Source organism: Ruegeria sp. CJ3 (assembly GCF_056536725.1).
In genome coordinates, this window is the sequence record NZ_JBQFQE010000006.1 from 243,606 (window position 1) to 267,849 (window position 24,244).

At 61.2% G+C, this 24,244-nt stretch carries 22 protein-coding genes; 10 read left to right on the forward strand and 12 right to left on the reverse strand.

Annotated features, from left to right (window positions below; all coding sequences use genetic code 11):
* Positions 1-42: 42 nt before the first annotated feature.
* The 3 genes from preA to ACR0J1_RS13220 all read right to left on the reverse strand — a co-directional run bounded on the left by preA (position 43) and on the right by ACR0J1_RS13220 (position 3,544).
* Complete coding sequence (gene preA / locus ACR0J1_RS13210; protein ID WP_480733273.1) at positions 43-1,347, reverse strand: NAD-dependent dihydropyrimidine dehydrogenase subunit PreA; 1,305 nt, start codon at positions 1,345-1,347, stop codon at positions 43-45.
* A gap of 70 nt (positions 1,348-1,417) precedes the next feature.
* Entirely contained in the window at positions 1,418-2,752 is a 1,335-nt protein-coding gene (locus ACR0J1_RS13215) for an NAD(P)-dependent oxidoreductase (protein WP_480733274.1), read from the reverse strand.
* A gap of 159 nt (positions 2,753-2,911) precedes the next feature.
* Complete coding sequence (locus ACR0J1_RS13220; protein ID WP_480733275.1) at positions 2,912-3,544, reverse strand: cupin domain-containing protein; 633 nt, start codon at positions 3,542-3,544, stop codon at positions 2,912-2,914.
* 152 nt (positions 3,545-3,696) lie between these two features.
* On the opposite strand from ACR0J1_RS13220, the gene ACR0J1_RS13225 reads away from it, so the two are divergent.
* From ACR0J1_RS13225 to ACR0J1_RS13235, 3 genes are all read left to right on the forward strand, one after another.
* Positions 3,697-4,692 (forward strand): hypothetical protein, encoded by a 996-nt coding sequence (locus tag ACR0J1_RS13225; protein WP_480733276.1) that lies wholly within the window; start codon positions 3,697-3,699, stop codon positions 4,690-4,692.
* A gap of 72 nt (positions 4,693-4,764) precedes the next feature.
* On the forward strand, positions 4,765-6,057 hold the full coding sequence (locus ACR0J1_RS13230; protein WP_480733277.1) for an O-acetylhomoserine aminocarboxypropyltransferase/cysteine synthase family protein: 1,293 nt from the start codon (positions 4,765-4,767) through the stop codon (positions 6,055-6,057).
* 4 nt (positions 6,058-6,061) lie between these two features.
* On the forward strand, positions 6,062-6,766 hold the full coding sequence (locus ACR0J1_RS13235) for a GNAT family N-acetyltransferase (RefSeq protein ID WP_480733278.1): 705 nt from the start codon (positions 6,062-6,064) through the stop codon (positions 6,764-6,766).
* Positions 6,767-6,768: 2 nt separating this feature from the next.
* Here ACR0J1_RS13235 and ACR0J1_RS13240 read toward each other — a convergent pair whose 3' ends face one another.
* Positions 6,769-7,464 carry an SIMPL domain-containing protein gene (locus ACR0J1_RS13240; protein ID WP_480733279.1) on the reverse strand — a complete coding sequence of 232 codons (696 nt, stop codon included), beginning with the start codon at positions 7,462-7,464 and terminating at the stop codon, positions 6,769-6,771.
* Between the two features lie 164 nt (positions 7,465-7,628).
* Here ACR0J1_RS13240 and ACR0J1_RS13245 point away from each other — a divergent pair, with 164 nt between their 5' ends.
* Positions 7,629-9,509, forward strand: coding sequence for a hypothetical protein (locus ACR0J1_RS13245; RefSeq protein ID WP_480733280.1), 1,881 nt, complete (start codon positions 7,629-7,631; stop codon positions 9,507-9,509).
* Between the two features lie 56 nt (positions 9,510-9,565).
* On the opposite strand, the gene hppD is transcribed toward ACR0J1_RS13245, so the two are convergent.
* The gene (gene hppD, locus ACR0J1_RS13250) at positions 9,566-10,663 is read right to left on the reverse strand and encodes a 4-hydroxyphenylpyruvate dioxygenase (protein ID WP_480733281.1); all 1,098 of its coding nucleotides are present in this window, start codon (positions 10,661-10,663) and stop codon (positions 9,566-9,568) included.
* A gap of 146 nt (positions 10,664-10,809) precedes the next feature.
* On the opposite strand from hppD, the gene ACR0J1_RS13255 reads away from it, so the two are divergent.
* Complete coding sequence (locus tag ACR0J1_RS13255) at positions 10,810-11,265, forward strand: Lrp/AsnC family transcriptional regulator (RefSeq protein WP_170669588.1); 456 nt, start codon at positions 10,810-10,812, stop codon at positions 11,263-11,265.
* 20 nt (positions 11,266-11,285) lie between these two features.
* The gene (locus ACR0J1_RS13260) at positions 11,286-13,169 is read left to right on the forward strand and encodes a monovalent cation:proton antiporter-2 (CPA2) family protein (protein ID WP_480733282.1); all 1,884 of its coding nucleotides are present in this window, start codon (positions 11,286-11,288) and stop codon (positions 13,167-13,169) included.
* A gap of 85 nt (positions 13,170-13,254) precedes the next feature.
* On the opposite strand, the gene cobT is transcribed toward ACR0J1_RS13260, so the two are convergent.
* Positions 13,255-14,265 carry a nicotinate-nucleotide--dimethylbenzimidazole phosphoribosyltransferase gene (cobT, locus tag ACR0J1_RS13265; RefSeq protein ID WP_480733283.1) on the reverse strand — a complete coding sequence of 337 codons (1,011 nt, stop codon included), beginning with the start codon at positions 14,263-14,265 and terminating at the stop codon, positions 13,255-13,257.
* 79 nt (positions 14,266-14,344) lie between these two features.
* Between cobT and cobS the strand changes: the two genes are divergently transcribed.
* A complete protein-coding gene (gene cobS / locus ACR0J1_RS13270; RefSeq protein ID WP_480733284.1) occupies positions 14,345-15,109 on the forward strand; it encodes an adenosylcobinamide-GDP ribazoletransferase in 765 nt (254 codons plus the stop codon).
* On the opposite strand, the gene ACR0J1_RS13275 is transcribed toward cobS, so the two are convergent.
* From ACR0J1_RS13275 to ACR0J1_RS13300, 6 genes are all read right to left on the reverse strand, one after another.
* Entirely contained in the window at positions 15,106-15,867 is a 762-nt protein-coding gene (locus tag ACR0J1_RS13275) for an ion channel (protein ID WP_480733285.1), read from the reverse strand. The genes cobS and ACR0J1_RS13275 overlap by 4 nt on opposite strands.
* A gap of 124 nt (positions 15,868-15,991) precedes the next feature.
* Positions 15,992-16,501, reverse strand: coding sequence for a CarD family transcriptional regulator (locus tag ACR0J1_RS13280; RefSeq protein ID WP_170572040.1), 510 nt, complete (start codon positions 16,499-16,501; stop codon positions 15,992-15,994).
* A gap of 285 nt (positions 16,502-16,786) precedes the next feature.
* Positions 16,787-17,125, reverse strand: coding sequence for a ferredoxin FdxA (fdxA, locus tag ACR0J1_RS13285; protein ID WP_170682977.1), 339 nt, complete (start codon positions 17,123-17,125; stop codon positions 16,787-16,789).
* A gap of 66 nt (positions 17,126-17,191) precedes the next feature.
* A complete protein-coding gene (locus tag ACR0J1_RS13290; protein WP_480733286.1) occupies positions 17,192-17,557 on the reverse strand; it encodes an RNA-binding S4 domain-containing protein in 366 nt (121 codons plus the stop codon).
* Positions 17,558-17,563: 6 nt separating this feature from the next.
* Positions 17,564-20,368, reverse strand: coding sequence for a helicase-related protein (locus tag ACR0J1_RS13295; RefSeq protein WP_480733287.1), 2,805 nt, complete (start codon positions 20,366-20,368; stop codon positions 17,564-17,566).
* Positions 20,369-20,391: 23 nt separating this feature from the next.
* Entirely contained in the window at positions 20,392-21,000 is a 609-nt protein-coding gene (locus ACR0J1_RS13300; protein ID WP_480733288.1) for a tetratricopeptide repeat protein, read from the reverse strand.
* Between the two features lie 30 nt (positions 21,001-21,030).
* Here ACR0J1_RS13300 and ACR0J1_RS13305 point away from each other — a divergent pair, with 30 nt between their 5' ends.
* The 3 genes from ACR0J1_RS13305 to ACR0J1_RS13315 all read left to right on the forward strand — a co-directional run bounded on the left by ACR0J1_RS13305 (position 21,031) and on the right by ACR0J1_RS13315 (position 24,193).
* Positions 21,031-21,321, forward strand: a complete 291-nt coding sequence (locus ACR0J1_RS13305) for an SCP2 sterol-binding domain-containing protein (RefSeq protein ID WP_480733289.1) — start codon at positions 21,031-21,033, stop codon at positions 21,319-21,321.
* The gene (locus ACR0J1_RS13310; protein WP_480733290.1) at positions 21,321-22,292 is read left to right on the forward strand and encodes an alpha/beta fold hydrolase; all 972 of its coding nucleotides are present in this window, start codon (positions 21,321-21,323) and stop codon (positions 22,290-22,292) included. The genes ACR0J1_RS13305 and ACR0J1_RS13310 overlap by 1 nt, the downstream gene beginning before the upstream one ends.
* 80 nt (positions 22,293-22,372) lie before the next feature.
* On the forward strand, positions 22,373-24,193 hold the full coding sequence (locus ACR0J1_RS13315) for a M3 family oligoendopeptidase (RefSeq protein ID WP_480733291.1): 1,821 nt from the start codon (positions 22,373-22,375) through the stop codon (positions 24,191-24,193).
* The last annotated feature ends 51 nt before the right edge of the window (positions 24,194-24,244 follow it).

Here is a 24,244-nt window from a genome sequence, read left to right on the forward strand (position 1 = left end):
TCGAATTTTCTCAATCAAGATTTTTCGCAGAAAAATCTCCGCCTACTCAGCCGCCTTTGACATCGGATTATTCGGATGCGTGGTCCAGTTGGCATATTCAGGATCGACCACCTTGCCAGTGCGTGGATCGACCGCGCCGGCAGCCATCGGCTCCATCGAGATACAACTCTCGACCGGGCACACATCCACACAGAGGTTACAGGCCACGCATTCCTCGTCGATGACCTCAAACACCCGATCCGCCGACATCGAAATCGCCTGATGGCTGGTATCTTCACAAGCGGCATAGCAGCGGCCACATTTGATGCACTGATCCTGATCGATCTTAGCCTTGGCGATATAGTTCAGGTTCAGATACTGCCAGTCCGTCACGTTGGGTACCGCACGACCGATTACGTCTTCAACGCTGGCATAGCCCTTCTCATCCATCCATTCCGACAGGCCAGCGGTCAGCTCATCAATGATCTTGAAACCATAGGTCATCGCCGCGGTACAGACCTGAACCGTTCCGCAACCAAGCGAGATAAATTCAGCGGCATCACGCCACGTCGTCACCCCGCCGATGCCAGAGATCGGCATGCCGTGCGTCGCCTCGGCCCGCGCAATCTCGGACACCATCGACAGAGCGATCGGCTTCACCGCCGGGCCGCAATATCCGCCATGACTGCCTTTGCCATCAATCGACGGCTCGGGGCTGAACGTGTCCAGGTTGACGCTGGTGATCGAGTTGATCGTGTTGATCAGCGAAACCGCATCCGCGCCACCGTTCCGCGCCGCCGCCGCAGGTTTGCGAATATCGGTAATATTTGGCGTCAGCTTTACGATCACGGGGCGGTCGTAATACTGCTTGCACCACCGGGTCACCATCTCGATATATTCCGGCACCTGCCCGACAGCCGAGCCCATGCCCCGCTCGCTCATCCCATGCGGACAGCCGAAATTCAGCTCAATCCCATCGGCGCCGGTCTCGGCCACGCGCGGCAGGATGGCTTTCCACGCCTCTTCCTCGCAGGGCACCATGAGGGACGCAATCAGCGCACGGTCCGGATAATCCGCCTTCACTCGCGCCATCTCTTCAAGGTTGACCTCAAGCGGACGGTCGGTGATCAATTCGATGTTGTTGAGCCCCAGCAACCGCCGATCCGCCCCATAGATCGCCCCATAGCGCGGCCCGTTCACATTCACGACCGGAGGCCCCTCGGCTCCCAGCGTCTTCCACACAACACCGCCCCAACCGGCCTCAAAAGCGCGGCGGACGTTATATTCCTTATCCGTCGGCGGCGCTGAGGCCAGCCAGTACGGGTTCGGGCTTGAGATTCCCAGAAAGTTTGTCGTTAAATCAGCCATTTATCCGGCCTCCCTGATGCAGATGCGCATCTTCATCTTTTCATAAATACTCATTGCGCCGCCCCGGCCATCACGCGCTCAGGCTGGCATGGATGTCCATCGCCGCATCGCGCCCCTCGGCTACGGCGGTCACCGTCAGGTCTTCGCCCCCGGCTGCGCAATCACCTCCGGCCCATACACCGGCCATCGACGTGCGTCCGGCACCGGTCACAGCGATTTTGTTGCCATCCAGCGTCAGCCCTTCGGGCGCGCCGTCCAGGGTCTGACCAATGGCCTTAAGAACCTGATCCGCCGTCACCCGCACAGTCTCGCCCGTACCGGTCAGTCGACCGTCCTCACTGGCAGTATACTCCAGTTCGATCTCAGCCGCCGCCCCATTTCCATGCACGGCCACGGGTTGCACGTTGCACAGGATGCGCACGCCGTGCGACGCCGCCAGATCCTGCTCATACCTGCTGGCCCCCATCGCGTCGCGGCCCCGGCGATAGGCGATAGTCACATGCTCGGCCCCCAGCAGCTTTGACTTCACCGCCGCGTCCACAGCTGTCATTCCGCCGCCGATCACGACCACGTTCCGGCCCACGGGCAGATCCGCCAGATCGCTGGCCTGACGCACGTCTGAGATGAAATCGACCGCAGCCCGGACCCCATCCTTATCAACCCCGTCCGCGCGCAACGCGTTCACACCGGCCAAGCCAATCGACAGAAACACCGCATCATAGTTCTGCAGCAGCCCATCCAGCGAGATTGCCTCACCCAGAACCGAACCGGTCTCGATGGCAATCCCTCCGATCTTCAACAGCCAGTCGACCTCGGCCTGCGCAAAATTGTTAGTCGATTTATAGGCTGCGATCCCATATTCGTTCAGCCCCCCCGCCTTGGGTTTGCTTTCATGGATCACCACGTCATGTCCAAGCATCGCCAGACGGTGCGCGCAGGCCAGACCGGCTGGCCCTGCCCCGATAACGGCGACTGTCTTGCCCGTTCGCGCGGCGCGTTCAAACGGATGCGTACCCGAGGCCATCACATCGTCGGTTGCAAACCGTTGCAGCCGCCCGATCTCAACCGGTTTACCTTCGGCGGTCTCGCGCACGCAGGCCTCTTCGCACAGCGTCTCGGTCGGACAAACCCGGGCACACATGCCGCCAAGGATATTCTGTTCCAGAATGGTCTGCCCGGCCGCCTTGGGCTGGCCCGCCTGTATCTGACGGATGAACAGCGGAATATCGATATCCGTCGGACAGGCCGTCACGCATGGCGCGTCATAGCAGAAATAGCAACGATCCGCGGCCACGGCGGCCTCATGCGGGGCCAGTGGCGGATGCAGATCGGTGAAATTCGAGGTCAGCTCATCGCTGGAAAGCCGCCCGGAGACGATCCGGGGTGCCATCTGGCCCTGTGCCATCACTCTACTCCCTGTAGATATGTTTGTTATTGGCCCAGCTTGCCACAATCTGATTTTTTATCAATTGGTAAAATTTATCAAAGGGTCAAAAAACGTGAAATCCGGGCAGATCAGCCCGGATTTCAAGGTAAATTGCGCAATTTCGCGGCAAACGCCGCCTCAAACCATCCCGCTGAGGTGCCCGGATTTCATCCACACCCGCGCCCCACCCTCGCCTGCGACGGCGATCGAGCGTGATCCGGGCGGCAAGCGCAGCCAATCCCAGACGCCGAATTCCTCGCCGGCCTCAACAAAGCCGCCTTCGATCACAAAGGCCTCGAGCCCCTTGCTGGCATCCAGTTCAACGCGCTCTCCGGCGGCCCAGCTTTGGACCTGAACCTCCTCATGCGCATCGTTGTAAAGCCGGATACTCCCGACGCCGTTGATCGACCGGCGCAGCTCGGTCCGGTCGTCTGGGTCGAACTGATGCAGCTTGACCAGAATGGTCGCCCCTTCGCTGGCCGAGGGCGTGTGGGACGAGGTCGGAGGATTGCGCACATAGCTGCCCACCGGAAAATCTCCGGTCTCGTCCTGAAAGACACCGTCCAACACCAGATACTCCTCGCCCCCGTCATGGGTATGGGCCGAGAATGCGCTGCCGGGGGCAAAGCGCACGATCGTCGTGGCGCGCGCCACCTCGGCTCCGATCCGGTCCAACATCTTGCGCTCGACGCCCGCGGCGGGTGAGGCGACCCATTCGGTCTGATCGAAGTGAACAGCGACCCGCTGACTGAAATCCGCATTGACCCGCATCTGCAATCCTCCTGCGTTGCTGACACAATAGATGGGCCCCAGGCTCTAATTTTCAAACGGGGCCGTTTTGGGGTTTTGACGCCCCTCACAGCTTGTTGTACTTCCGGTTGTGGCAGATGCCGAATTCCGGCCCGATCAGAAAGCGCGATAAGATGCAGGCAAGCCCGGCGACATTCAACATCCTCCTCATCGGGCAAAACAACCGTCTGCAATATGAGGCGCTTTTGTTCGCGGCCTCCCTGCGTCACAGCGCCCCCGGCTTTCAGGGTCGGCTGTTTGTGGGCGTCCCACAGCCCGGCCCGCTCTGGCAACAAAACCCCGCCATTCAAGATCCCGAGGTCTTGCAGGCGCTGCAGCATCTGGGCGCGGAAATCTTGCCCTTCGAATCCCGCACCTTCGGTGCAAGCTACCCCAACGGCAACAAAATCGAAGCCCTGCTGGCGATGCCCGAGGGTGAGCCGTTCGTCTTCTTCGACAGCGACACGCTGATCACAGGCGAACTGACCGATGTGCCATTTGATTTCGACCGGCCCGGTGCGTCGCTGCGGGCCGAGGGTACTTGGCCGAAACCCACGCTCTATGGTCCCGGTCATGATGGCATCTGGCGCGCGCTCTATAACCGGTTCGGGCTGGATTTCGAAAGTTCCCTCGACCACGGCCAACCTGCGGGCCATTGGCGGCGTTATCTGTATTTCAACGCGGGGTATTTCTTCTACAAGTGCCCCCGTCAGTTCGGCGAGCGATTTCTGGACTATGCCCGCACCATCCGGGACGAAGAAATCCCCGAACTGACAGGGCAGAGTCTCGACCCATGGCTGGATCAGGTCGCCCTGCCGCTGGTCATCCACTCATTCGGCGGCGGACGCAATGCCTTGCCCGAGGGCCTGCTGGATGGCCAGATCAGTTGCCATTATCGCCTGTTTCCCCTGCTCTATGCCCGCGAAAGCGATCATGTGGTCGAAGTGCTGGAAACCGTTGTGGCCCCGAACAAGATCAAGAAGGTGCTCAAAGGCTATGACCCGCTGAAAAAGCTGGTGATCCAACGCAAGGGCGCAAAGATCCGGGCGCTGTTTGACCGGGACAACCTGCCCGCGCGGGAACAGGTCATTCGCAAGACGATCAAATCCAAGGGGCTTTGGCTGCGGTGACGCGGGCGTTGTGCGCGGCGGGGCAATGTCCTAGAGATTCTGCAACAAACATTCCAACAGGAGATTTCAAAGATGTCTGACGGCCCAACCTACGGTTTCGACACGCTGCAAATTCACGCCGGGGCCCGCCCCGACCCTGCTACGGGCGCACGCCAGACGCCGATCTATCAAACCACCGCTTATGTCTTCCGCGATGCCGAACACGCCGCCGCGTTGTTCAACCTGCAGGAAGTGGGTTTCATCTATTCCCGCCTGACCAACCCAACGGTTGCCGTGCTACAGGAACGCGTGGCGACGCTTGAGGGCGGCGTTGGCGCGGTCTGCTGCTCGTCGGGTCACGCAGCGCAGATCATGGCGCTGTTCCCGTTGATGGGGCCGGGCTGCAACGTGGTGGCCTCGACCCGTCTGTACGGCGGCACGGTCACGCAGTTCAGCCAGACCATCAAGCGCTTTGGCTGGTCGGCCAAGTTTGTCGACACCGATGATCTGGACGCCGTCAAGGACGCCATCGACGAAAACACCCGCGCGGTGTTCTGCGAGTCCATCGCCAACCCGGGCGGCTATGTCACAGATATCCGCGCACTGGCAGATGCAGCTGACGCGGCTGGTATTCCGCTGATCGTCGACAACACCTCGGCCACGCCCTACCTGTGCCGCCCGATTGAGCACGGTGCGACGCTGGTGGTGCATTCGACCACCAAATATCTGACCGGCAACGGCACCGTCACCGGCGGCTGCATCGTGGATTCGGGCAAGTTCGACTGGTCGGCGAATGACAAGTTCCCCTCGCTCAGCCAACCCGAGCCTGCCTATCACGGGTTGAAGTTCCACGAGACATTCGGCCCGTTGGCCTTCACTTTCCACGGCATCGCAATCGGTCTTCGCGATCTGGGCATGACGATGAACCCACAGGCCGCGCATTACACGCTGATGGGGATCGAGACCCTGTCGCTGCGGATGGAACGCCATGTCGAGAACGCCCAGAAGATTGCCGCCTGGCTTGAGGCCGATGATCGCGTCGACTACGTGACCTATGCGGGGCTACCTTCTTCGCCCTATAGCGACAGGGTGAAAAAGAACTATCCCCGCGGGGCTGGTGCGCTGTTCACCTTTGCGGTCAAGGGTGGCTATGACGCCTGCGTCAAGCTGGTCAACGCGCTGGAGATTTTCAGCCATGTTGCCAATCTTGGCGATGCGCGCTCGCTGATCATTCACTCGGCCTCCACCACACACCGGCAGCTGACACCTGAGCAGCAAGAGGCCGCAGGTGCAGGCCCCGGTGTTGTGCGCGTGTCCATCGGGATCGAAGATGCGGACGATCTGATCGCCGATCTCGATCAGGCCCTCGCCAAAGCCAGCGCTTGATCCGATGGCCGGGCATGACACCAACGATCTGGGTCAACCCATCGGTTTGCCGGTCACGGGCGAGTTCCCTCGCCCCACACCGACTTATACGCCGATGCAGGGCCGGTTCTGTTCGGTTGTGCCTTTGGATGTGAACAGACATGCGCCCGGGCTGCACCGGGCGTTTGCCAATGACACCGACGGCCGCAACTGGACCTACCTACCCTATGGTCCGTTCGAGACCGAGGCTGAATTCATCGCTTGGGCACAGGCCAATTGCATGGATGCCGATCCCATGTTTCACACCGTGCTGGATGCGGACGAAACGCCGATCGGCATGGCATCTTATCTGCGCGTCGAACCGGCTGCGGGGGCCATTGAAGTTGGACACATCCATTTCTCACCGCTTTTGCAGCGCAAGCCGCAATCGACCGAGGTGATGTTCCTGATGATGCAGCGCGTCTTCGACGAGCTAGGTTATCGCCGCTACGAATGGAAATGCGACGCTTTGAACGCACCGTCCCGTCGGGCTGCCGAGCGGCTAGGCTTCACTTTCGAAGGCGTCTTCCGCCAAGCGACCCACTACAAGGGGCGCAATCGCGATACGGCCTGGTATTCGATCCTCGACAGCGAATGGCCGCGTATCCGGGATGCGTTTCTGAAATGGCTGTCGCCCGAGAATTTCGATGAGGCGGGCCAGCAGCGTCAGCCACTGCGAACCCGCGCCTGAAGTTACTCGGAAATCTCGAATTCCATCGAGATATTGACCGATACCGAGACCTCTCCACCAGCAACCGGAACCCCTCCGGCATCGGAAAAGGCAGCCTCTCGCATACGGGCAATCGGGGCCGCGCCGCCGCCGTGATCGTTGATCGAAATCACCGGGCCCAGCGTGATCCCCGCCGCCTGCGCCAGTTGTTGCGCCTTTGCGGTGGCGTCTGCGACCGCCTTGGCCCGCGCCTCGGCCTCAAGCGGTTTTGGCTCTTGTACGCCAAAACTCAGACCGCCGAAATCGTTGGCCCCGTCCTTGATGACCGCGTCCATGATCTGCCCGAGCTTGTCCAGATCGCGCACCCTGACCGACACCCGGTTAGAGGCAGCAAAGCCTGTGATCTCGGGCGGCTGGTTGTCGGAGCTGTTGCGCCCCGACCAGACCGGCGACAGCGACAGGTCGCGGGTTTGCACGTCGCGTGTCTCAAGCCCCATCTCATCCAGCCGCTTGAGAATTTGCGCCACCGCGTCCGAGGTCGCCTGCATCGCCACGGATGCCTGTTTGTCCTGGTTCGTCACCCCCAGCGTGATCGTCGCCATATCGGGCGCGACCAGCGTGGTTCCGGTGCCGCTGACCGAGATGCGACGTTCTTCCGCATGGGCCGGCATGGCGGCCACGGCTGCGGTCATCGCAGCCAGAAAAGCAAGTGTCTTCAAGGTGATCCCTCCTATTGACTTGGCCCTAAGATGGGTACCTCGCACCGCACACGGCAAGAGGGTAACGCGCCTTTTTCTTTCCCTCGGCGGGTTCCTGCCCTAATCTCGGACGGCAGACATCCAAGCGTTTGCGTTGAAGCTGACAATTATGGTTCATCCGGATTATGAAACCCGCCTTTGCGCTGTCATTTTCTGATAACGGCATTTCGCTGCATCACCAGTCAGACGATGACTGGTACTGCATCGGAACCGTGCCGCTGGATGCACCGAATCTGCCCGACCAGATGCAGGCGCTGCGCGACCAGGGGTTCGCGCTGGAAAACGATCTGGGCTGCGCGCTGATCCTTCCGCCTGATCAGGTGCGACTGATCACTGTCGAGACCGAAGGTCCGGACACAGACGTATCCGAGCAGCAGATCGAAGCCACGCTGGCCTCGGCCACCCCTTACGATCTGTCCGAGTTGGTCTATGTCACGGCCGCCGAAGGTGCCGAAACCCACGTCGCCGCCGTTGCCCGGCAAACATTGGACGAAGCCAGGGCCTTCGCCGTGGATCACGGGTTCAGACCTCTGGCCTTCTGGGCCAGCGCGGCGGGCGGGGACGCCTTGACCGGTGCGGTCTTTGAGTTGCCGGTGACGCAGCAAAGCGACAAAGCCGAGGTCGCAGCACCGTCCGCCCCCGAAACCGACCCAGAGCCCGAGGTTCCGGTTCATGCCATCGCAGGCGACGCGACACCTACCACATTTCAGTCGGCCACGGGCGCACAGGTCGGATTGCCGATACCCGATGTCAGACGGTTTGCTATTCCCGTGGTGGCAGCCTCGGTCCTGCTGGGGATGGTGCTTGGGGTATGGTCCCTGAACCGATCCGAACCCGCCGACGACCCGCAGGTTGCAGAACGTCCTATCCCCGAGGCCGAAGAGGACCCCGCCACCACCCCGGCCGAGACACAATTTGCCGAGGACGAGAGCCCCCCGGATGCGGCCACCCCGCCCGAAGCCGAGGATGAAACCGCGCTGTCGGCAACCGATGAGGCCATCCTCGAGGCGCTGAACGTCGCGCCCGAGCCGGTCGAGGACATCGCCGAACTGCCGGAAACGCGAACGCTGTTTCAGGACTTCACCGGCAGCGCCCCGGTCGAGCCCGCCGAACTGCCGGGACCGCCCCAGGCGCAAACCGCCGATATCTATCTGACATCGGTCGATCGCGCCGATCTGTCCACGGATACGGTCGCCCTGCCCCCTGTGGCCAGTCTGAACACCGACCAGCCTTTTCCGCCGATCAGATTGCCGGGGGCCGAAGAGCCGCTGGTTGTCGTCGATGAACAGGGGCTGGTGACCCCCAGCACCGATGGCACGCTGAACCCCGATGGCGTCATGGTCTATCTCGGACGCCCCTCCTCGGTGCCGCCCGAGCCGCCCACGCGGTTCGAGGCCGAACCGGTTGTTGATGCCGTTGACGAGCGGTTGGCTGGCCTGCGCCCCCGACCGCGCCCCGAAAACCTTGTGGACCAGTTCGAACGCCAGCAGCTTGGCGGGCGCTCGCGCGAGGAGCTGGCCTCGGTCCGGCCCCGCCTGCGCCCCGAGACGCTGCAGGTCAAACCGCAGGTCGATCACACGCCGACTGCGCTGGCAGTGGTCCGCGTACCGCGCCCCAAGACGCGCCCCGCAAGCGTCACCGCCCGGGCGACCCAAAAGCCAAAGACAGGCAGCGCGCCGCTTGGCTCGACCGCTAACGTGACAGCCAGCACCGACGAAGCCGGATCATTCCAGCCCAAAGCGGTGCAGCCCAAAATCCCCACCACTGCGTCGGTCGCGCGTCAGGCGACCATCGACAGTGCGCTCAACCTGCGCAAGCTCAACCTGATCGGCGTCTATGGCACCCCTGCCAACCGCCGTGCGTTGGTGCGTCTGCCCAGCGGGCGTTACAAAAAGCTGAAAGTCGGAGACCGGATCGACGGCGGCAATGTGGTTGCCATCGGTGACAGCGAGTTGCGCTATCAGAAGCGCGGACAGAACGTGACGCTGAAAATGCCGCGCGGATAAAAGAAAAGCGCCGCGTCGGGCAGACGCAGCGCTTTGGTGTTTTCATGGATCTGCGATCAGGCGGCGGAAATCTCGCCAGTTTCGATCTGCTCGCGTTCGATGGATTCGAACAGGGCCTTGAAGTTGCCCTCACCAAATCCATCATCGCCCTTGCGCTGAATGAACTCGAAGAAGATCGGCCCGATCACGGTTTTCGAGAAGATCTGCAGCAGAATCTTGGTCTCTCCGCCGTCCACGACGCCTTCGCCGTCGATCAGGATGCCGTGTTTCATCATCCGGTCTTTGGGCTCGTCATGGCCCGAGACGCGGTCATAGGACATATCATAATAGACCTCGTTCGGGCCGGGCATGAATTTCAGCCCCTTTTCGGCAATCGCATCGGTCGAGGTGTAGATATCGTCGCTGCCCACGGCGATGTGTTGGATGCCCTCACCGTTGTATTTCTTCAGGTAAGACACGATCTGCCCGGTCTCGCCTCGGTCTTCGTTGATCGGGATGCGAATGCGGCCGCAGGGCGAGGTCAGCGCGCGACTGAAAAGCCCGGTGAATTTGCCCTGAATGTCAAAGAAGCGGATTTCACGGAAATTGAACAGGTCGCCGTAGAACTTGAACCACTTGTCCATGTTGCCCTTGAACACGTTATGGGTCAGGTGGTCGAGGTAATAGAACCCGTCGCCACCCGGCTTGGATTGCTTGAGCCACTCAAACTCTTCGTTATAGGGCGAGGTGTCGTAATACTGGTCGATGAAATAGATCAGCGAACCACCGATGCCCTTGATGGCCGGAACATTCATGGTCTTGTCGGCGGCGTCGTAGGGCTCGGCCCCTTTGGCAATCGCGTGTTCATAGGCCTTTTGCGCATCCACGACGCGCCAACCCATCGACGGGGCACAGGGGCCATGCTCGGCCACGAATTTGGCGGCAAAGCTGTCGGGGTCGGCGTTCAGGATATAGGTAACATCGCCCTGCTGCCACAGTTCGACCTTGGGCGTGTCGCGGTGATAGCCGACATATTCAAACCCCATCCGGGCGAACAGATCGCGCAGTTCCTGCGGCTCAGGGTGGGCGAATTCGACGAACTCGAATCCGTCGGTGCCGGCGGGGTTTTCGTCACTGATGACGGATTTCGGGGCGTTGTGCGGGAAAGGACCCATGGCGCATCTCCTGAAAAAGAGGAATTTCTTTGCTGATTCAAAAATACGCTTTAATCGGCGCTGTTTCTGCGCGTTGTTTTCGGGTAAACTCCCTCCAAGCGCGTAAATACCGCACAGAACGGGCATAATCTGAGGAATATCCGCATATGCTGGATGCGACGGACACACGGCTTCTCTCGGCTCTGCAGAAAGATGCGCATCTGACGGCGCATCAATTGGGCGAGATGCTGAACCTGTCGGCCAGCCAGGCGGGCCGCCGCCGCCAGCGGCTGGAGGCCGAGGGCTACATCACCGGATATACCGCCCGGCTTGACCCGCTGAAACTCGGGCTGCAGGTGCAAGGGTTCATCCAGGTACATCTGGGCACCCATGGTCCGGACCAATCCGCCAGCTTTGCCCGCATGGTTAACACCCGCCCCGAGATCAGCAGCGCATGGACCATGACTGGCGAGGCCGACTATCTGCTGCATGTCTACTGTGACGACCTGTCAGCGCTCAACAGCTTGCTTCATGAGGTCATCCTGCCGCATCCTGCGGTTGCACGGGTCCAAAGCCAGATCGTGATGGACCAACTCAAACGCGACGCGCCGCTCCCGACCTGAGCGCATTAACGAGGACGATCATGAACGAGTTCCTGTATCAGGCATCCATCTATCTGGCAGCGGCGGTGATCGCGGTTCCGCTGTCGGCGCGGCTGGGGCTGGGGTCGGTCCTGGGCTATCTGGCCGCCGGTATCGCCATCGGCCCCGTTCTGGGGTTGGTGGGGGCCGAAACCGAAAGCCTGCAGCATGTGGCAGAATTCGGCGTCGTGATGATGCTGTTCCTGATCGGGCTGGAGCTGGAGCCCCGCGCCCTGTGGGACATGCGCGACAAACTGCTGGGTCTGGGCGGCCTGCAGGTCGCGTTATCGACGATCGTGATCGCGGCGGTGGCATTTTACGCCAACCATCCATGGTCCGTCGCGCTGGCGGTCGGGTTGACCTTGTCACTATCCTCAACGGCGATTGTGTTGCAGACCCTGTCCGAAAAGGGCCTGATGCAAACCAACGGCGGACGCGCCACCTTTTCGGTTTTGCTGACGCAGGACATCGCGGTGATCCCGATTCTCGCCTTCCTGCCGCTGCTGGCGCTGCCTGCCAGTATTCACATCGAGGATGACGGCTCGATCGACCGCGGCATCGACGCGGCTCATGGCGCCGACCATCACGCCACCCTGTCGCTGGTCGAAGGCTTGCCGGGATGGGCTGTCACGCTGGTCACCATCGGAGCGGTTGTATTTGTCGTGCTGGCCGGTATCTACCTGACCCGCCCGCTGTTCCGTTTCATCCATGCCACCCGCCTGCGCGAGATGTACACGGCGCTGGCGCTGATGATCGTGGTCGGGATTTCCTTCCTGATGACGCTGGTCGGCCTCTCCCCCGCTCTCGGCGCGTTTCTGGCGGGCGTCGTGCTGGCAAGCTCTGAGTTCCGACACGAGATGGAGAGCGACCTTGAACCCTTCAAGGGCCTGCTGCTGGGCCTCTTCTTCATTACCGTCGGGGCCGGGATCGACGTCGGCTATTTCTTCGCCGATCCGTTCGACCTGATCGGTCTGGCGCTGCTGGTCATTCTGGCCAAGGGGATCATCTTATTCATCGTCGGGCGCGCCTTCAAACTGCGCGGGCGCGATCACTGGCTGTTCACCTTGGGGCTGGCACAGGCGGGCGAGTTCGGCTTTGTCCTGCTGGCCTTCTCGACCCAGCAGAACGTGATCCCGCCCGGCCTGTCGCAAAAGCTGCTGATGATCATCGCGCTGACCATGTTGATCACGCCGCTGCTGTTCATCGTCTACGAGATGCTCTCGCGCTATATCAGCGAGCACAAACCACAGGTCGAGCCCGACACCATCGACGAAAAAGGCCCCGTCATCATCGCCGGGATCGGGCGGTTCGGCCAGATCGTCAACCGGCTGGTACAGGCCAGCGGATTCAAGACCGTGGTTCTGGACCATGATATCGAAACCATCCAACTGATGCGCCGGTTTGGCGTCAAAGGCTTTTTGGGCGACCCGACGCGCCCAGAATTGCTGCGCGCCGCCGGGATCGAAAAAGCAGCTGTTCTGGTCGCAGTCATGGACGACCGCAGACAAGTCACCCGCTTGGTCAGCTATGCGCGCCGCCAACGGCCCGATCTGCACATCATCGCCCGGGCCAAGGACCGCAACCATGTCTACGAGCTGTATCAGGCCGGCGCGAATGACATCGTCCGCGAGATGTTCGACGGCTCGCTACGCGCCGGGCGCTATGTTTTGGAGAATATCGGGCTCAGCGAATACGAGGCCGCGCAGGCCGAACAAACCTTCTATCACCACGACCGGACATCGGTCCGGGAACTGGCCGAGCTCTGGATCCCCGGAATGCCAACCGCTGAAAACAGAAAATACATCGAGCGCGCGCAACAGCTGGAAAAGGATCTGGAAACCGCCCTTCTGGAACTTGCCGAGGAACACGCCAAGAAATCGGCCTGACCCCCCACCGCCCGCTTCTTCTGTTCAAAAATACTTCGGGGGAGTCGCAGCCTGCTGCGACGGGGGCAGAGCCCCCACCCCGACATCAGCCGTCCGAAACCCCGGCCTCGGCAAAGGTGGCCATGCCGGAATGACACGCCACCGCGCTTTTCAGAATGCCAATCGCCAACGCGCCTCCGGACCCCTCGCCCAAACGCAGGCCAAGGCTCAGCAACGGTGCCTTGCCCAACCGGCTCAGCATGGCCGCATGGGCCCCTTCGGCGCTCTGATGGCCGGCAACCGCATGATCCAGCGCCGTGTCAGAAAGCTGCGCCAGACAGGCCGCTGCAGCAGTACAGATAAACCCGTCCAGAATGACCGGAATGCGCAATAGACGCGCGGCAGCAATCGCCCCCGCCATAGCCGCAATCTCGCGCCCACCCAGACAGCGCAGGACCTCCAGACCATCGTCATGCCCGTGCAGGGCAACACCTTCGGCCACGACAAGGGTCTTATTGACCAATCCTGCCTCGTCCACCCCGGTGCCGCGCCCGGTCCAATCGGCGGCATCCCCGCCAAACAACGCGCAGGCGATGGCGGCGGCGGGGGTAGTGTTGCCGATCCCCATCTCGCCGACCACCAGCAGATCAGCTTGGCGGTCAACCGCCTGCCAGCCGGTGCGCAGGGCGCTCAACAACTCCTCTTCGCTCATCGCGGGGCCCTGGGTGAAATCTGCAGTCGGGCGGTCCAGCTCCAGCGCGTACACATCCATCTTCGCACCCACAGCCTTGGCCAGCTGATTGATCGCCGCCCCGCCATGTTCAAAATTCATCACCATCTGCACCGTCACCTCGGGCGGAAAGGCCGACACGCCCTGCGCCGTCACCCCATGGTTGCCCGCAAACACAATGACCTGAGGCGCATTGATCTGAGGCCGTGCATCCCCGCGCCAGCCCGCATACCAGATCGCCAGATCCTCAAGCCGCCCCAACGCGCCCGGTGGTTTGGTCAATTGTCCATTCCGCTCTTCGGCACCCTGCATGGCGGATGTATCCGGGCCGGGCGCGCCGGTCAGCGCATCGCGAAAACTATCGAGGTCAGTGAGTTCGGGCAGCATGTAAAGCCTCGTTGCATCAGAGTGGTCCTGTGTGTTTAACCAATGCTGGCAAAGCAACAAGACCCTGAAAGGCCTGGGAGTGACCAAAAACGACACCACCCCGTTTTCCCTGTGGGATATCCCGCTGGCTCTGGTCCTGTTGACCCGCCTGCCCTTGCCGCGCCTGCCCGAGCCCACCTTTGACCGCCAGTCGCGTGCGGCGTGGGCCTATCCGCTGGCCGGGCTGGTTGTCGGAGCGCTGGCCTGCGGGGTCGCGTGGATTGCAATCTGGGCGCAGTTGCCGACCCTTGCCGCCGCCACCTTGCTGGTCACCATCCTGATCCTCGCGACCGGAGCAATGCATGAAGACGGGATGGCTGACACAGCCGACGGGCTCTGGGGCGGGTTCAGCACCAAACGCCGCCTGGAGATCATGAAAGACAGCCATATCGGCACCTATGGGGTTCTGGCCCTGCTGCTGTCCCAAATGCTGCGCGTGACTGCCATCACGACCCTGATCGGCGCAGGCCTGCTGACCGGAGTTCTGGCCGCCTGCCTGTTTTCCCGCGCCCTGATGCCCGTGCTGATGCGCGCCCTGCCGAATGCGCGCCGTGCGGGGCTGAGCCATTCGGTCGGCGCTCCGCCGCTGCCCTCGGCGCTGGCGGGGTTTGGGTTGGCCACCCTGCTGTCTCTGCTGCTTTTGGGCGGATCGGCCATCGCCCCAATGCTGTGCGCCCTGCTGGGGGCTGCGATCGTCGCCCGAATTGCTACGGTCAAAATCGGTGGCCAGACCGGGGACATCCTGGGGGCCACACAACAGGTCTCGGAAATCGTCTTCCTTCTGGCGCTGACCGCATCGCTCTAGGCCACGCCGCCGGTCTCGATCCGCAGCGTTTCACCGCAATGCTTACAATGCACCGCGTCCGGATCGTGCCGAAACAGCCCACAGCTTGGGCATTTGTAACGCACTTTCTGCGGCATGAAGATCGCCTGCGCCAGCCGCACGAACAGCGCCACACCGACCACCATGATAAAGACGGAAAACAACTTGCCCGCAGGCGTGGTCAGCGTGATGTCCCCGAACCCCGTCGTCGTCAGCGTTGCCATGGTGAAATACAACGCATCAATATAGGGGGTCTGTGCATCATCGGGGACAAAGAACACCAGCACGGCGGTTGAGGTCGCAAAGACAAAGACCATCAGATTGATCGCAGCAATCACCGCATCCTCATGGGTGCGAAAGAACGGGCTGTCCCGGCGCAGATCGCGCAGCAGGTGATAGGAATGGATCAGCCGCAGCGCCCGCAAGATCCGCAAAAAGGCCAGATTCCCGGTCAGAAACGGATCGAGCATCAACGAGACAATCACCACGATGTCAGCCAGTGTGTAAATCTGCCGCAGCAGCTTCCAGCGATCCTTTGAAATCCACATCCGGGCCGAGAAATCCAGCAGGATGATCAGCCCCACCCCGATACTCGCCACCGTCAGCCCCGGCCCATGCGGGATGTTCGCCGTGGCGACAAAGAAGATGATCGAAGCGATGTCGAACAGGATCAGGCCATAGCGGAACCAGACCGATACCGGCTCGTGACTGATGTAAAGGAACTTTACAGTTTGCTTCATCGTGGCCCCGTATCCTCCTGCGGTGACAGGAAAATACCCGACAAAGACCAACGGACCAAGCGGTCAGCCATGAAAAAGGGCCGCCCCGGATATCGGGACGACCCTTACCATTGCGTAATCGCAATCAGGCAGCGCGCGAGGTTAGAACTTCGTCCACCTGTTTGGCTGCCGAAATCTCATCCGCGCCGGACACGGCGGCCACTTCGCGGGTCAGACGCTCAAGCGCGGCCTCATAAAGCTGACGCTCGGAATAGCTTTGCTCGCGCTGGTCGTCGGTGCGGTGCAGGTCGCGGACCACTTCGGCAATCGAGATCAGATCGCCCGAGTTGATTTTCTGTTCATATTCCTGCGCCCGGCGCGACCACATGGCGCGTTTGACTTTGGCCTTACCCTTCAGCGTCTTCATCGCCTGGCTGATTACGTCCGGCGAGCTGAGCGACCGCAGACCGGATTCGGTCACCTTGTTGGTCGGCACACGCAGGGTCATCTTGTCCTTCTCGAAGGAGATCACGAACAGCTCGAGCGAGAACCCCGCGACGTCCTGTTCCTCGATCGAAATGATCTGCCCCACGCCATGGGCGGGGTAGACGACATAATCGTTCGGGCGGAACTCAAGCTTTTTGGACTTCGACATCAAGATACTTCCTTCGTTACGAGACCGGGACATGAAACGACAAAAACACCCCAGCCGAGGCCATATACGGCCCCGTCAGGCGGCTTTTTTGTCATAAAATCAGAACTCCAAAGCGAGCATACTTACGGAGCACATCCCAATCACAGTCATCATTCGGGATTCAGTATATCACAAATTTGCGACACTCAAAAGACCGACCTACACTCAAGCCGGAAAAGTATTATTATTTCAGATACTTACCGCGTGGATCGCCCAGCGTTTCGACGGCATTGACCGCCGAATCGCTTATCCGCCCTCGCCCGGCGCTTCCGAGAAGTATTTCTCCATCTTGCCCTCTTCGCCGTCGCGTTCTTCGGCCTCGGGCAAGGGATCTTTCTTGGTCACGATCACCGGCCACATTTCCGAGAATTTCCGGTTGAACTCGACCCACTGCTCCATCCCCGGCTCAGTGTCAGGGCGGATCGCGTCGGCGGGGCACTCGGGTTCGCAGACACCGCAGTCGATGCACTCGTCGGGATGAATGACCAGCGTGTTCTCGCCTTCGTAGAAACAATCCACCGGGCATACCTCGACACAGTCGGTGTATTTGCAGCCAATGCAGTTTTCGGTGACAACGTAGGTCATGTCGGAATTCCCGTTTGCGCTTTGGGCGATTAGCTAATTCAGTCTGCCCGCCTCTTCAAGAGAAGATCACCCCTTTGGGGTGCGAGAAAGGTCAAGCGCACGCCGTTCTTTCTTAGTTGGACGACCTTTTCCCTCAAATCCCGGATTCCTGTGCGACGCGTCCTGTTTTTCGGTCATATCGAAGTACAAAGCCTGAGCCTCAGGGGCTGGACCGCGCCGTTCGCCCAGTGCTTCGATACGAACAACCCGGACGATCCGGCCCTGCGGAAAGGTCAGAACGTCACCGGGGGCCACGGCCTGCGCCGGTTTCAGCACCCGGTTTCCGTTCAGCCGGACATGGCCGCCGCTGACCTGTTTGGCGGCCAAGCTGCGGGTCTTGAAGAACCGCGCCTGCCACAACCATTTGTCGATCCGCAGCTTGGCCTCGGCCATCGGCTTTTAGTTGCCGTCCTTCAGACCCATCAGCGCGGCGGCAAACGGGTTGTCGGGATCGATGGCTTTTTCCTTTTTCGGAGGCCGAGACGAGAACGACTTGGCGCCCTGAGACTTGCCGCCTTTCTTGCCCTGCGGTTTGCCCTGAGGTTTCCCACGCTGTTTGCCTTTGCCCTGCCCCTGCTCGCGGCGCGGGCCACGGTTCGGCTGGCGCTGGCGACCCCATGTGAAGGTATAGAATACCTCGACCTCGGGTTCGTCCGATGCAGGTTCCGCTGGTTGTTCCACTGCCGGAGCCTCGGCTGCCGCCTCGGTGCTTTCGGTGGCTTCGGCGGGTGCGCTCGGCTCCTCCGTCGCGACGGCTTCTGCCGGGGTTTCTTCGGCGACAGGTTGCCCTGGAGCTTCTGCGGCAGGCTGTTCAGCGGGTGCGGCCTTGACCTTTTCACGCTCGCCACGCTCGGCCTTATAGCCCAGCCCCTGCATCAGGTCGGCGAACTGTTCCAGCGTCATGCCGGTGATCGAGAGCATGTCGGCCTTGGCCTCGAACCCGCCCCGGCTGTCTTCGGCACGCAGCATGTCGGCCAAACGTTCCAGCATGTCGATGCGGATCGAACGCTCACCCGCGTCACGGTAGCCGCACATGGTGTCATATCCCTCCGGCGCATCCTTGGCGACGGGCACCGTGACCAGACCCGGAGGTGGTGCTTCGGGGAATTCCTGCAGACCACCCGACAGTGCCCACAGCACCAGACGCAGGCGCGTCGGCGCGGGCTTCAGCAGAAGCGGCATGAAGATGGTGAACTGGCCAAAGCGGATGCCGTGCTTGCGCAGCGCGCCGCGGGCATCCTGATCCAGATCCTTGACCTCTTGCGCGACCTGCGCGCGGGGCAGCACGCCCAGCGCCTCAACCATGCGGAAGGCAAAGCCTTTGGCAAGACCGGACAGTTCCTCGTCGCGCGACAGATTCAGCAGCGGCTCGAACAGAGCAGCAACCTTGCGGTCGATGAAATGCTGCAATCGGCGCTGGACCTTCTGTTCTACGTCCGGGCCTGCGGCCTCGTCCACGAACACCTCGACAACCGGTTTCAAGGGCTCAGAGCCTGCAACCAGTTTACCAACGGCATATTCGCCCCACATCAGGCCGCCCTGATCGGTGAAATCAATTTCGGTATCGGGCGCGTTGTAGAAGCGGTCGGCACGCAGATGGAATTGCGGCGCGAGTGCTTGCAAAGACGCGGATTTCAAGGCCTTCGCCTCGGTCCCCTGCGCGGCTTTGTCCGGGATAAACCGGAACCCTTCCAGACGACCGACGAATTCGCCTTCGACGGTCACTTCACCCTTGTCATTTACTTCGGCCAAAAGGGCCTCCTTCTGTTTGAGCCGGCGCAGCAACACGGATGTGCGCCGGTCCACAAATCGTTGGGTCAAACGGTCATGCAGAGCGTCCGACAGCCTGTCTTCTACAGTGCGCGTTTCCTCGCGCCAATGGGATTCGTCACGCACCCAGCCGTTTCGTTGCGCAACATATGTCCAGGTGCGAATATATGCCAGACGTTTGGACAGCGCATCAATATCTCCGTCCGTCCGATCAATCCGGCGGATTTGCCGCGCCATGAAGTCGTCAGGGATCGACCCGCGTTCATGCAGGTGGCCATAGATCACCTCAAGCAGGTTGGCGTGTTCAGCGTGGCTGATGCCGCGAAAATCAGGGATTCGGCAGACATCCCACAGCAATCGGACCGATTGCGGGTCGCTCGCGCGAGCCATCACTTCGGTCACTTGCGACAGCGATTTCAACACGTTCAGGTCATCGGCGGGCCGCGCTTTGATCAGATGTTCGTCATTCGGACTGACTTCCAACGAGTCGATCAACGCCTCGATGGAACCAAACCGCAAAGCGGCATTCCGCCAGTTCAGCTTTTTCATCGGCGTAAAGCGGCTGTCCATGATCGCCTGAGCGACGCCTTCGTCCAGCGGAGGCGCCTCTCCGGTCACGCCGAAGGTACCGTCCGACATGCCGCGCCCTGCGCGCCCGGCGATTTGCGCCAGTTCGTTGGGCGCCAGAAGCCGCATCCGGCGACCGTCGAATTTGGTCAGGGACGAGAACGCCACATGGTTTACATCCAGATTGAGACCCATCCCGATGGCATCGGTGGCGACCAGATAATCGACCTCGCCGTTCTGATAGAGATCCACCTGAGCATTCCGTGTGCGCGGACTGAGCGCACCCATGACCACCGCCGCCCCGCCCTTTTGCCGACGCAGCAGTTCGGCGATGGCATAGACGTTATCGACCGAGAAGCCGACGATGGCACTGCGCGCAGGCATCCGGCTGATCTTTTTGGAGCCCGAGTAGACCAGCTGCGACATCCGTTCCCGCCGGGCGAACTGAGCCTCGGGCACCAGCGCCGCGATCGCGCCGCGCAAGGTGTCCGATCCTAGAAACAGCGTCTCATGCGTGCCGCGCGCGCGTAGTAGCCGGTCGGTAAACACGTGGCCGCGTTCGGGGTCGGCACATAACTGGATTTCGTCGATGGCGACGAAATCGGCTCCCATGCCTTCGGGCATCGCCTCGACCGTGCAGACCCAGTATTGCGTGCGCGGCGGCACGATCCGTTCCTCGCCAGTGACCAACGCCACAACGGATGGGCCGCGAATGGCGACGATCTTGTCATAGACCTCACGCGCGAGCAGACGCAGCGGCAGACCAATGACGCCGGTCCGATAGCCCAGCATACGTTCGATTGCGTAATGGGTTTTGCCTGTATTGGTCGGGCCAAGTACGGCCACTACCCGGGATGACCCGCTCACCTTTGCCCCCTGCGTCCTGAGACCTAAAGAGCCTTGCCTTCAATCTGAGGCTTCAGCCGATTCACGGCATTGGTTACTTCTTCATGGTGGGGATGTATAGCCAGTGCGCGCCCATAGGCATCAAAGGCCTGTTCGGGCTTGCCTACGATCTCGAAGATCAGGCCGAGGCCATAGATCGCCTCGTAGTTATTGGGGTTCAGGGTCAGGGCGTGTTCAAGATCAGCCGCCGCCATGCCAAACCGTTCAATGCCAAAAAAGGCCGAGGCACGCACGTGCCAGCCCTCGGCGAATTCGGGCGCGTGATCGGTCAGCGCCGTCAGGTGATCCAGTGCAGCCTCGACATCCCCATCATCCAGCGCCTCGCGCCCGCGTTCCAGTAGCAAATCCGCCGAGGCCGAGCCCGATTGCGACCACAGCGCCTGCAACTGACGGTCCAACCCGACCGCCTGCTCGGGCGTAGCCTGCGTTAACTGCTGCAAAAGCGCAGCCTCGTCCCGCAGATCCGCCTGCTGCGCAAGGCAACTGGTGGAAAACGTGACTATGACGACAAGTGCCGCAACGGTAGGTTTGAGATTGGTGATTGCAATACCCATAACAATGGTCAGTGTAGCGTAGCGACCGGGGATGTCCATTCACGGCGCACTAACAAAATGAGGAAGACCATGAGCGACACATTGGAAAAAGCCGCAGCGGCATTGAACGAAAAACTGTCGGGCGGTGATTTCGACGCGTCAGCCAAATTTGCCATCGCCGATCTGGGCGCTATCGTTCTGGATGCAAGCGGTGCACGGGTCAGCGACGACGACGCCGAAGTGACCCTTAGCGCCGATGCCGATACGTTCGAGCAAATCCTCAGCGGTGACCTGAACCCCACCGGGGCTTTCATGTCCGGTAAGCTGAGCGTGGATGGAGATATGGGTGTCGCCATGAAACTTGCCGCGGTGCTGGCCTGATGGACTTCTCGCCGGCCCCCTTGTTCGAAGACGTGGCCGGCGGCCCTGCCGGTGGTGCGGCGCATTGGCTGACCACCGAAGACGGCAAACGCATCCGCGTGGGGCACTGGCGCCCGGCAGGTGATGCGCGCGGCACGGTGATGATGTTCCCTGGCCGCACGGAATATGTCGAGAAATACGGCAACGCAGCAGGTGAGTTCGTCAGCCGTGGCTTTGCCTGCTTGTCGGTCGACTGGCGCGGACAGGGTCTTGCGGACCGTTTGCTGCCGGACCCGCGCATTGGCCACGTCGAGAAATTTACCGATTTTCAGCATGATGTGCGTGCCACGCTGGCACTGGCCCGGCAGTTGGAATTGCCCAAACCATGGTACGTGATTGGCCATTCGATGGGCGGGGCCATCGGACTGCGCGCCGTGCTGGAAGGGGCAGACTTTGCCGCCTGCGCCTTTACCGGGCCGATGTGGGGTATCTTCTTTACTCCGATCATGAAACCGCTCAGCCAGCTGACCGCCTATTGGGGGCCGCGTCTGGGACTGGGAGAGAAAACGCCGCCTACCACATCTTTGGAAAGCTATGTGGCGTCGCAACCCTTTGAAGGGAATGTCCTGACCCGCGACCCAGAGATGTACCAGATGATGCGGGCTCAGTTGGCGGCACATCCCGAACTGGCCCTTGGTGCGCCCTCGACGATCTGGCTGCGCGAGGCACTGGACGAATGCGCCTGGCTGATGGAGCAGACCGCACCCGAAATCCCTGCCCTGACCTTCCTTGGTAGCCACGAGCAGATCGTGGACCGGAAGGCCATCCGCGCCCGCATGGCAAACTGGCCCAGCGGCACGCTGGTTGAAATTCCAGATGGCGAGCATGAGGTCCTGATGGAAGGGCCCGACGTGCGCGGACCCGTCTTCGAGAAACTGGTGGCGCATTTCTCGGCCGCCACCGCGAGGCCGAAACCAGAGCCCTGCCTGTAGGCTGCGCCCGCGACTGGTTGCTTGTGATCCGCGCTCTGCGCGCCTAAATGTTTGCCAACGCAGTTTATTCGAGGTGACCCATGCGCGACCTTCCCTTTCCCGTCCGTGACGCAAATGCAGGCGGTGGTGCCGATGATCTGGGCAACCTGCCGGAATGGGATCTGACGGATCTCTATGCCTCGGAAGACGCACCGGAACTGTCCCGCGATCTGGACTGGCTGGAGGGCGAATGCGCCTCTTTCGCGGCGGATTATGAGGGCAAGCTGGCTGATCTGGACGCCGCTGGCCTGCTGACCTGCGTGCTTCGCAACGAGAAGATCAACGCCATCGCCGGTCGGATCATGTCCTTTGCCGGGTTGCGCTACTACCAGCTGACCACCGACGCGGACCGCGCCAAATTCCTGTCGGACATGCAGGAAAAGATCACCGTCTTCACCACCCCGTTGGTGTTCTTCACGCTGGAAATCAACCGGTTGGACGATGATGCGTTGAAGGCACATTTCGACGCCAATACCGATCTGGCGCGTTACGAACCCGTCTTCCGCCGCATCCGCGCAATGAAACCCTATCAGCTGTCGGACGAACTGGAAAAGTTCCTGCACGACCTCGGCGTTGTCGGCGACGCGTGGGAGCGTCTGTTCGACGAGACCATCGCGGGCCTGACCTTCAGCGTCGATGGCGAAGAACTAAACATCGAAGGCACCCTGAACCTGCTGACCGAGCAGGACCGCAGCAAACGCGAGGCCGCCGCGCGCGAACTGGCAACCGTTTTCCAAAACAATATCAAAACCTTCGCGCGCGTTCATAACACGCAAGCCAAGGAGAAAGAGATCGTCGACCGCTGGCGCAACATGCCGACCGCGCAAACCGGTCGCCACCTGTCGAACGATGTCGAACCCGAGGTGGTCGAGGCCCTGCGCGAGGCTGTTGTGGCCGCCTACCCCAAACTCAGCCATCGCTATTACGAGCTGAAACGCAAATGGCTGGGTCTGGACATCATGCAGGTCTGGGACCGCAACGCGCCACTGCCGATGGAAGACACCCGCATCGTCGGTTGGGACGAGGCCGAGACAATGGTGATGGACGCCTACAACGCCTTTGATCCGCGGATGGGCGAGATTGCCTCTCCGTTCTTCTCGAAAGGCTGGATTGATGCGGCGGTGAAGCCCGGCAAGGCTCCGGGCGCGTTCGCGCATCCGACCGTCACCGAGGTGCACCCTTATGTGATGCTCAACTATCTGGGCAAGCCGCGCGACGTGATGACCCTGGCACATGAGCTTGGTCACGGCGTGCATCAGGTACTGGCCGCCGATCAGGGTGAGATGCTGTCTTCGACCCCGCTGACGCTGGCCGAGACGGCCTCGGTCTTCGGTGAAATGCTTACCTTCCGCAAGATGCTGGATCAGGCCGAAACCCCGGAACAGCGCAAGGTCCTGCTGGCCGGCAAGGTCGAGGATATGATCAACACGGTCGTCCGCCAGATCGCCTTCTACGATTTCGAGTGCAAACTCCACGCCGCCCGTCGCGAGGGCGAACTGACCCCGGACGACATCAATGCCCTGTGGATGAGCGTTCAGGCCGAAAGCCTTGGCCCCGCGTTCGAATACATGGAGGGGTATGAGACCTTCTGGGCCTATATCCCGCATTTCGTTCACTCGCCCTTCTACGTCTACGCTTATGCCTTCGGCGACGGCCTCGTGAACGCGCTCTATTCGGTCTACGAAAGCGGCGCGGACGGGTTTGAGGACAAGTATTTCGAGATGCTGCGCGCCGGAGGGTCCAAGCACCACAAGGAATTGCTGGCCCCGTTCGGACTGGACGCCAGCGACCCCGCCTTCTGGGACAAGGGCCTGTCGATGATCTCGGGCTTTATTGATGAACTGGAAGCGATGGAGGACTGATGTCCCAACCGCCGTCGGGGTCAAGGCAAGGTGACGTCCACATCCGCAAAT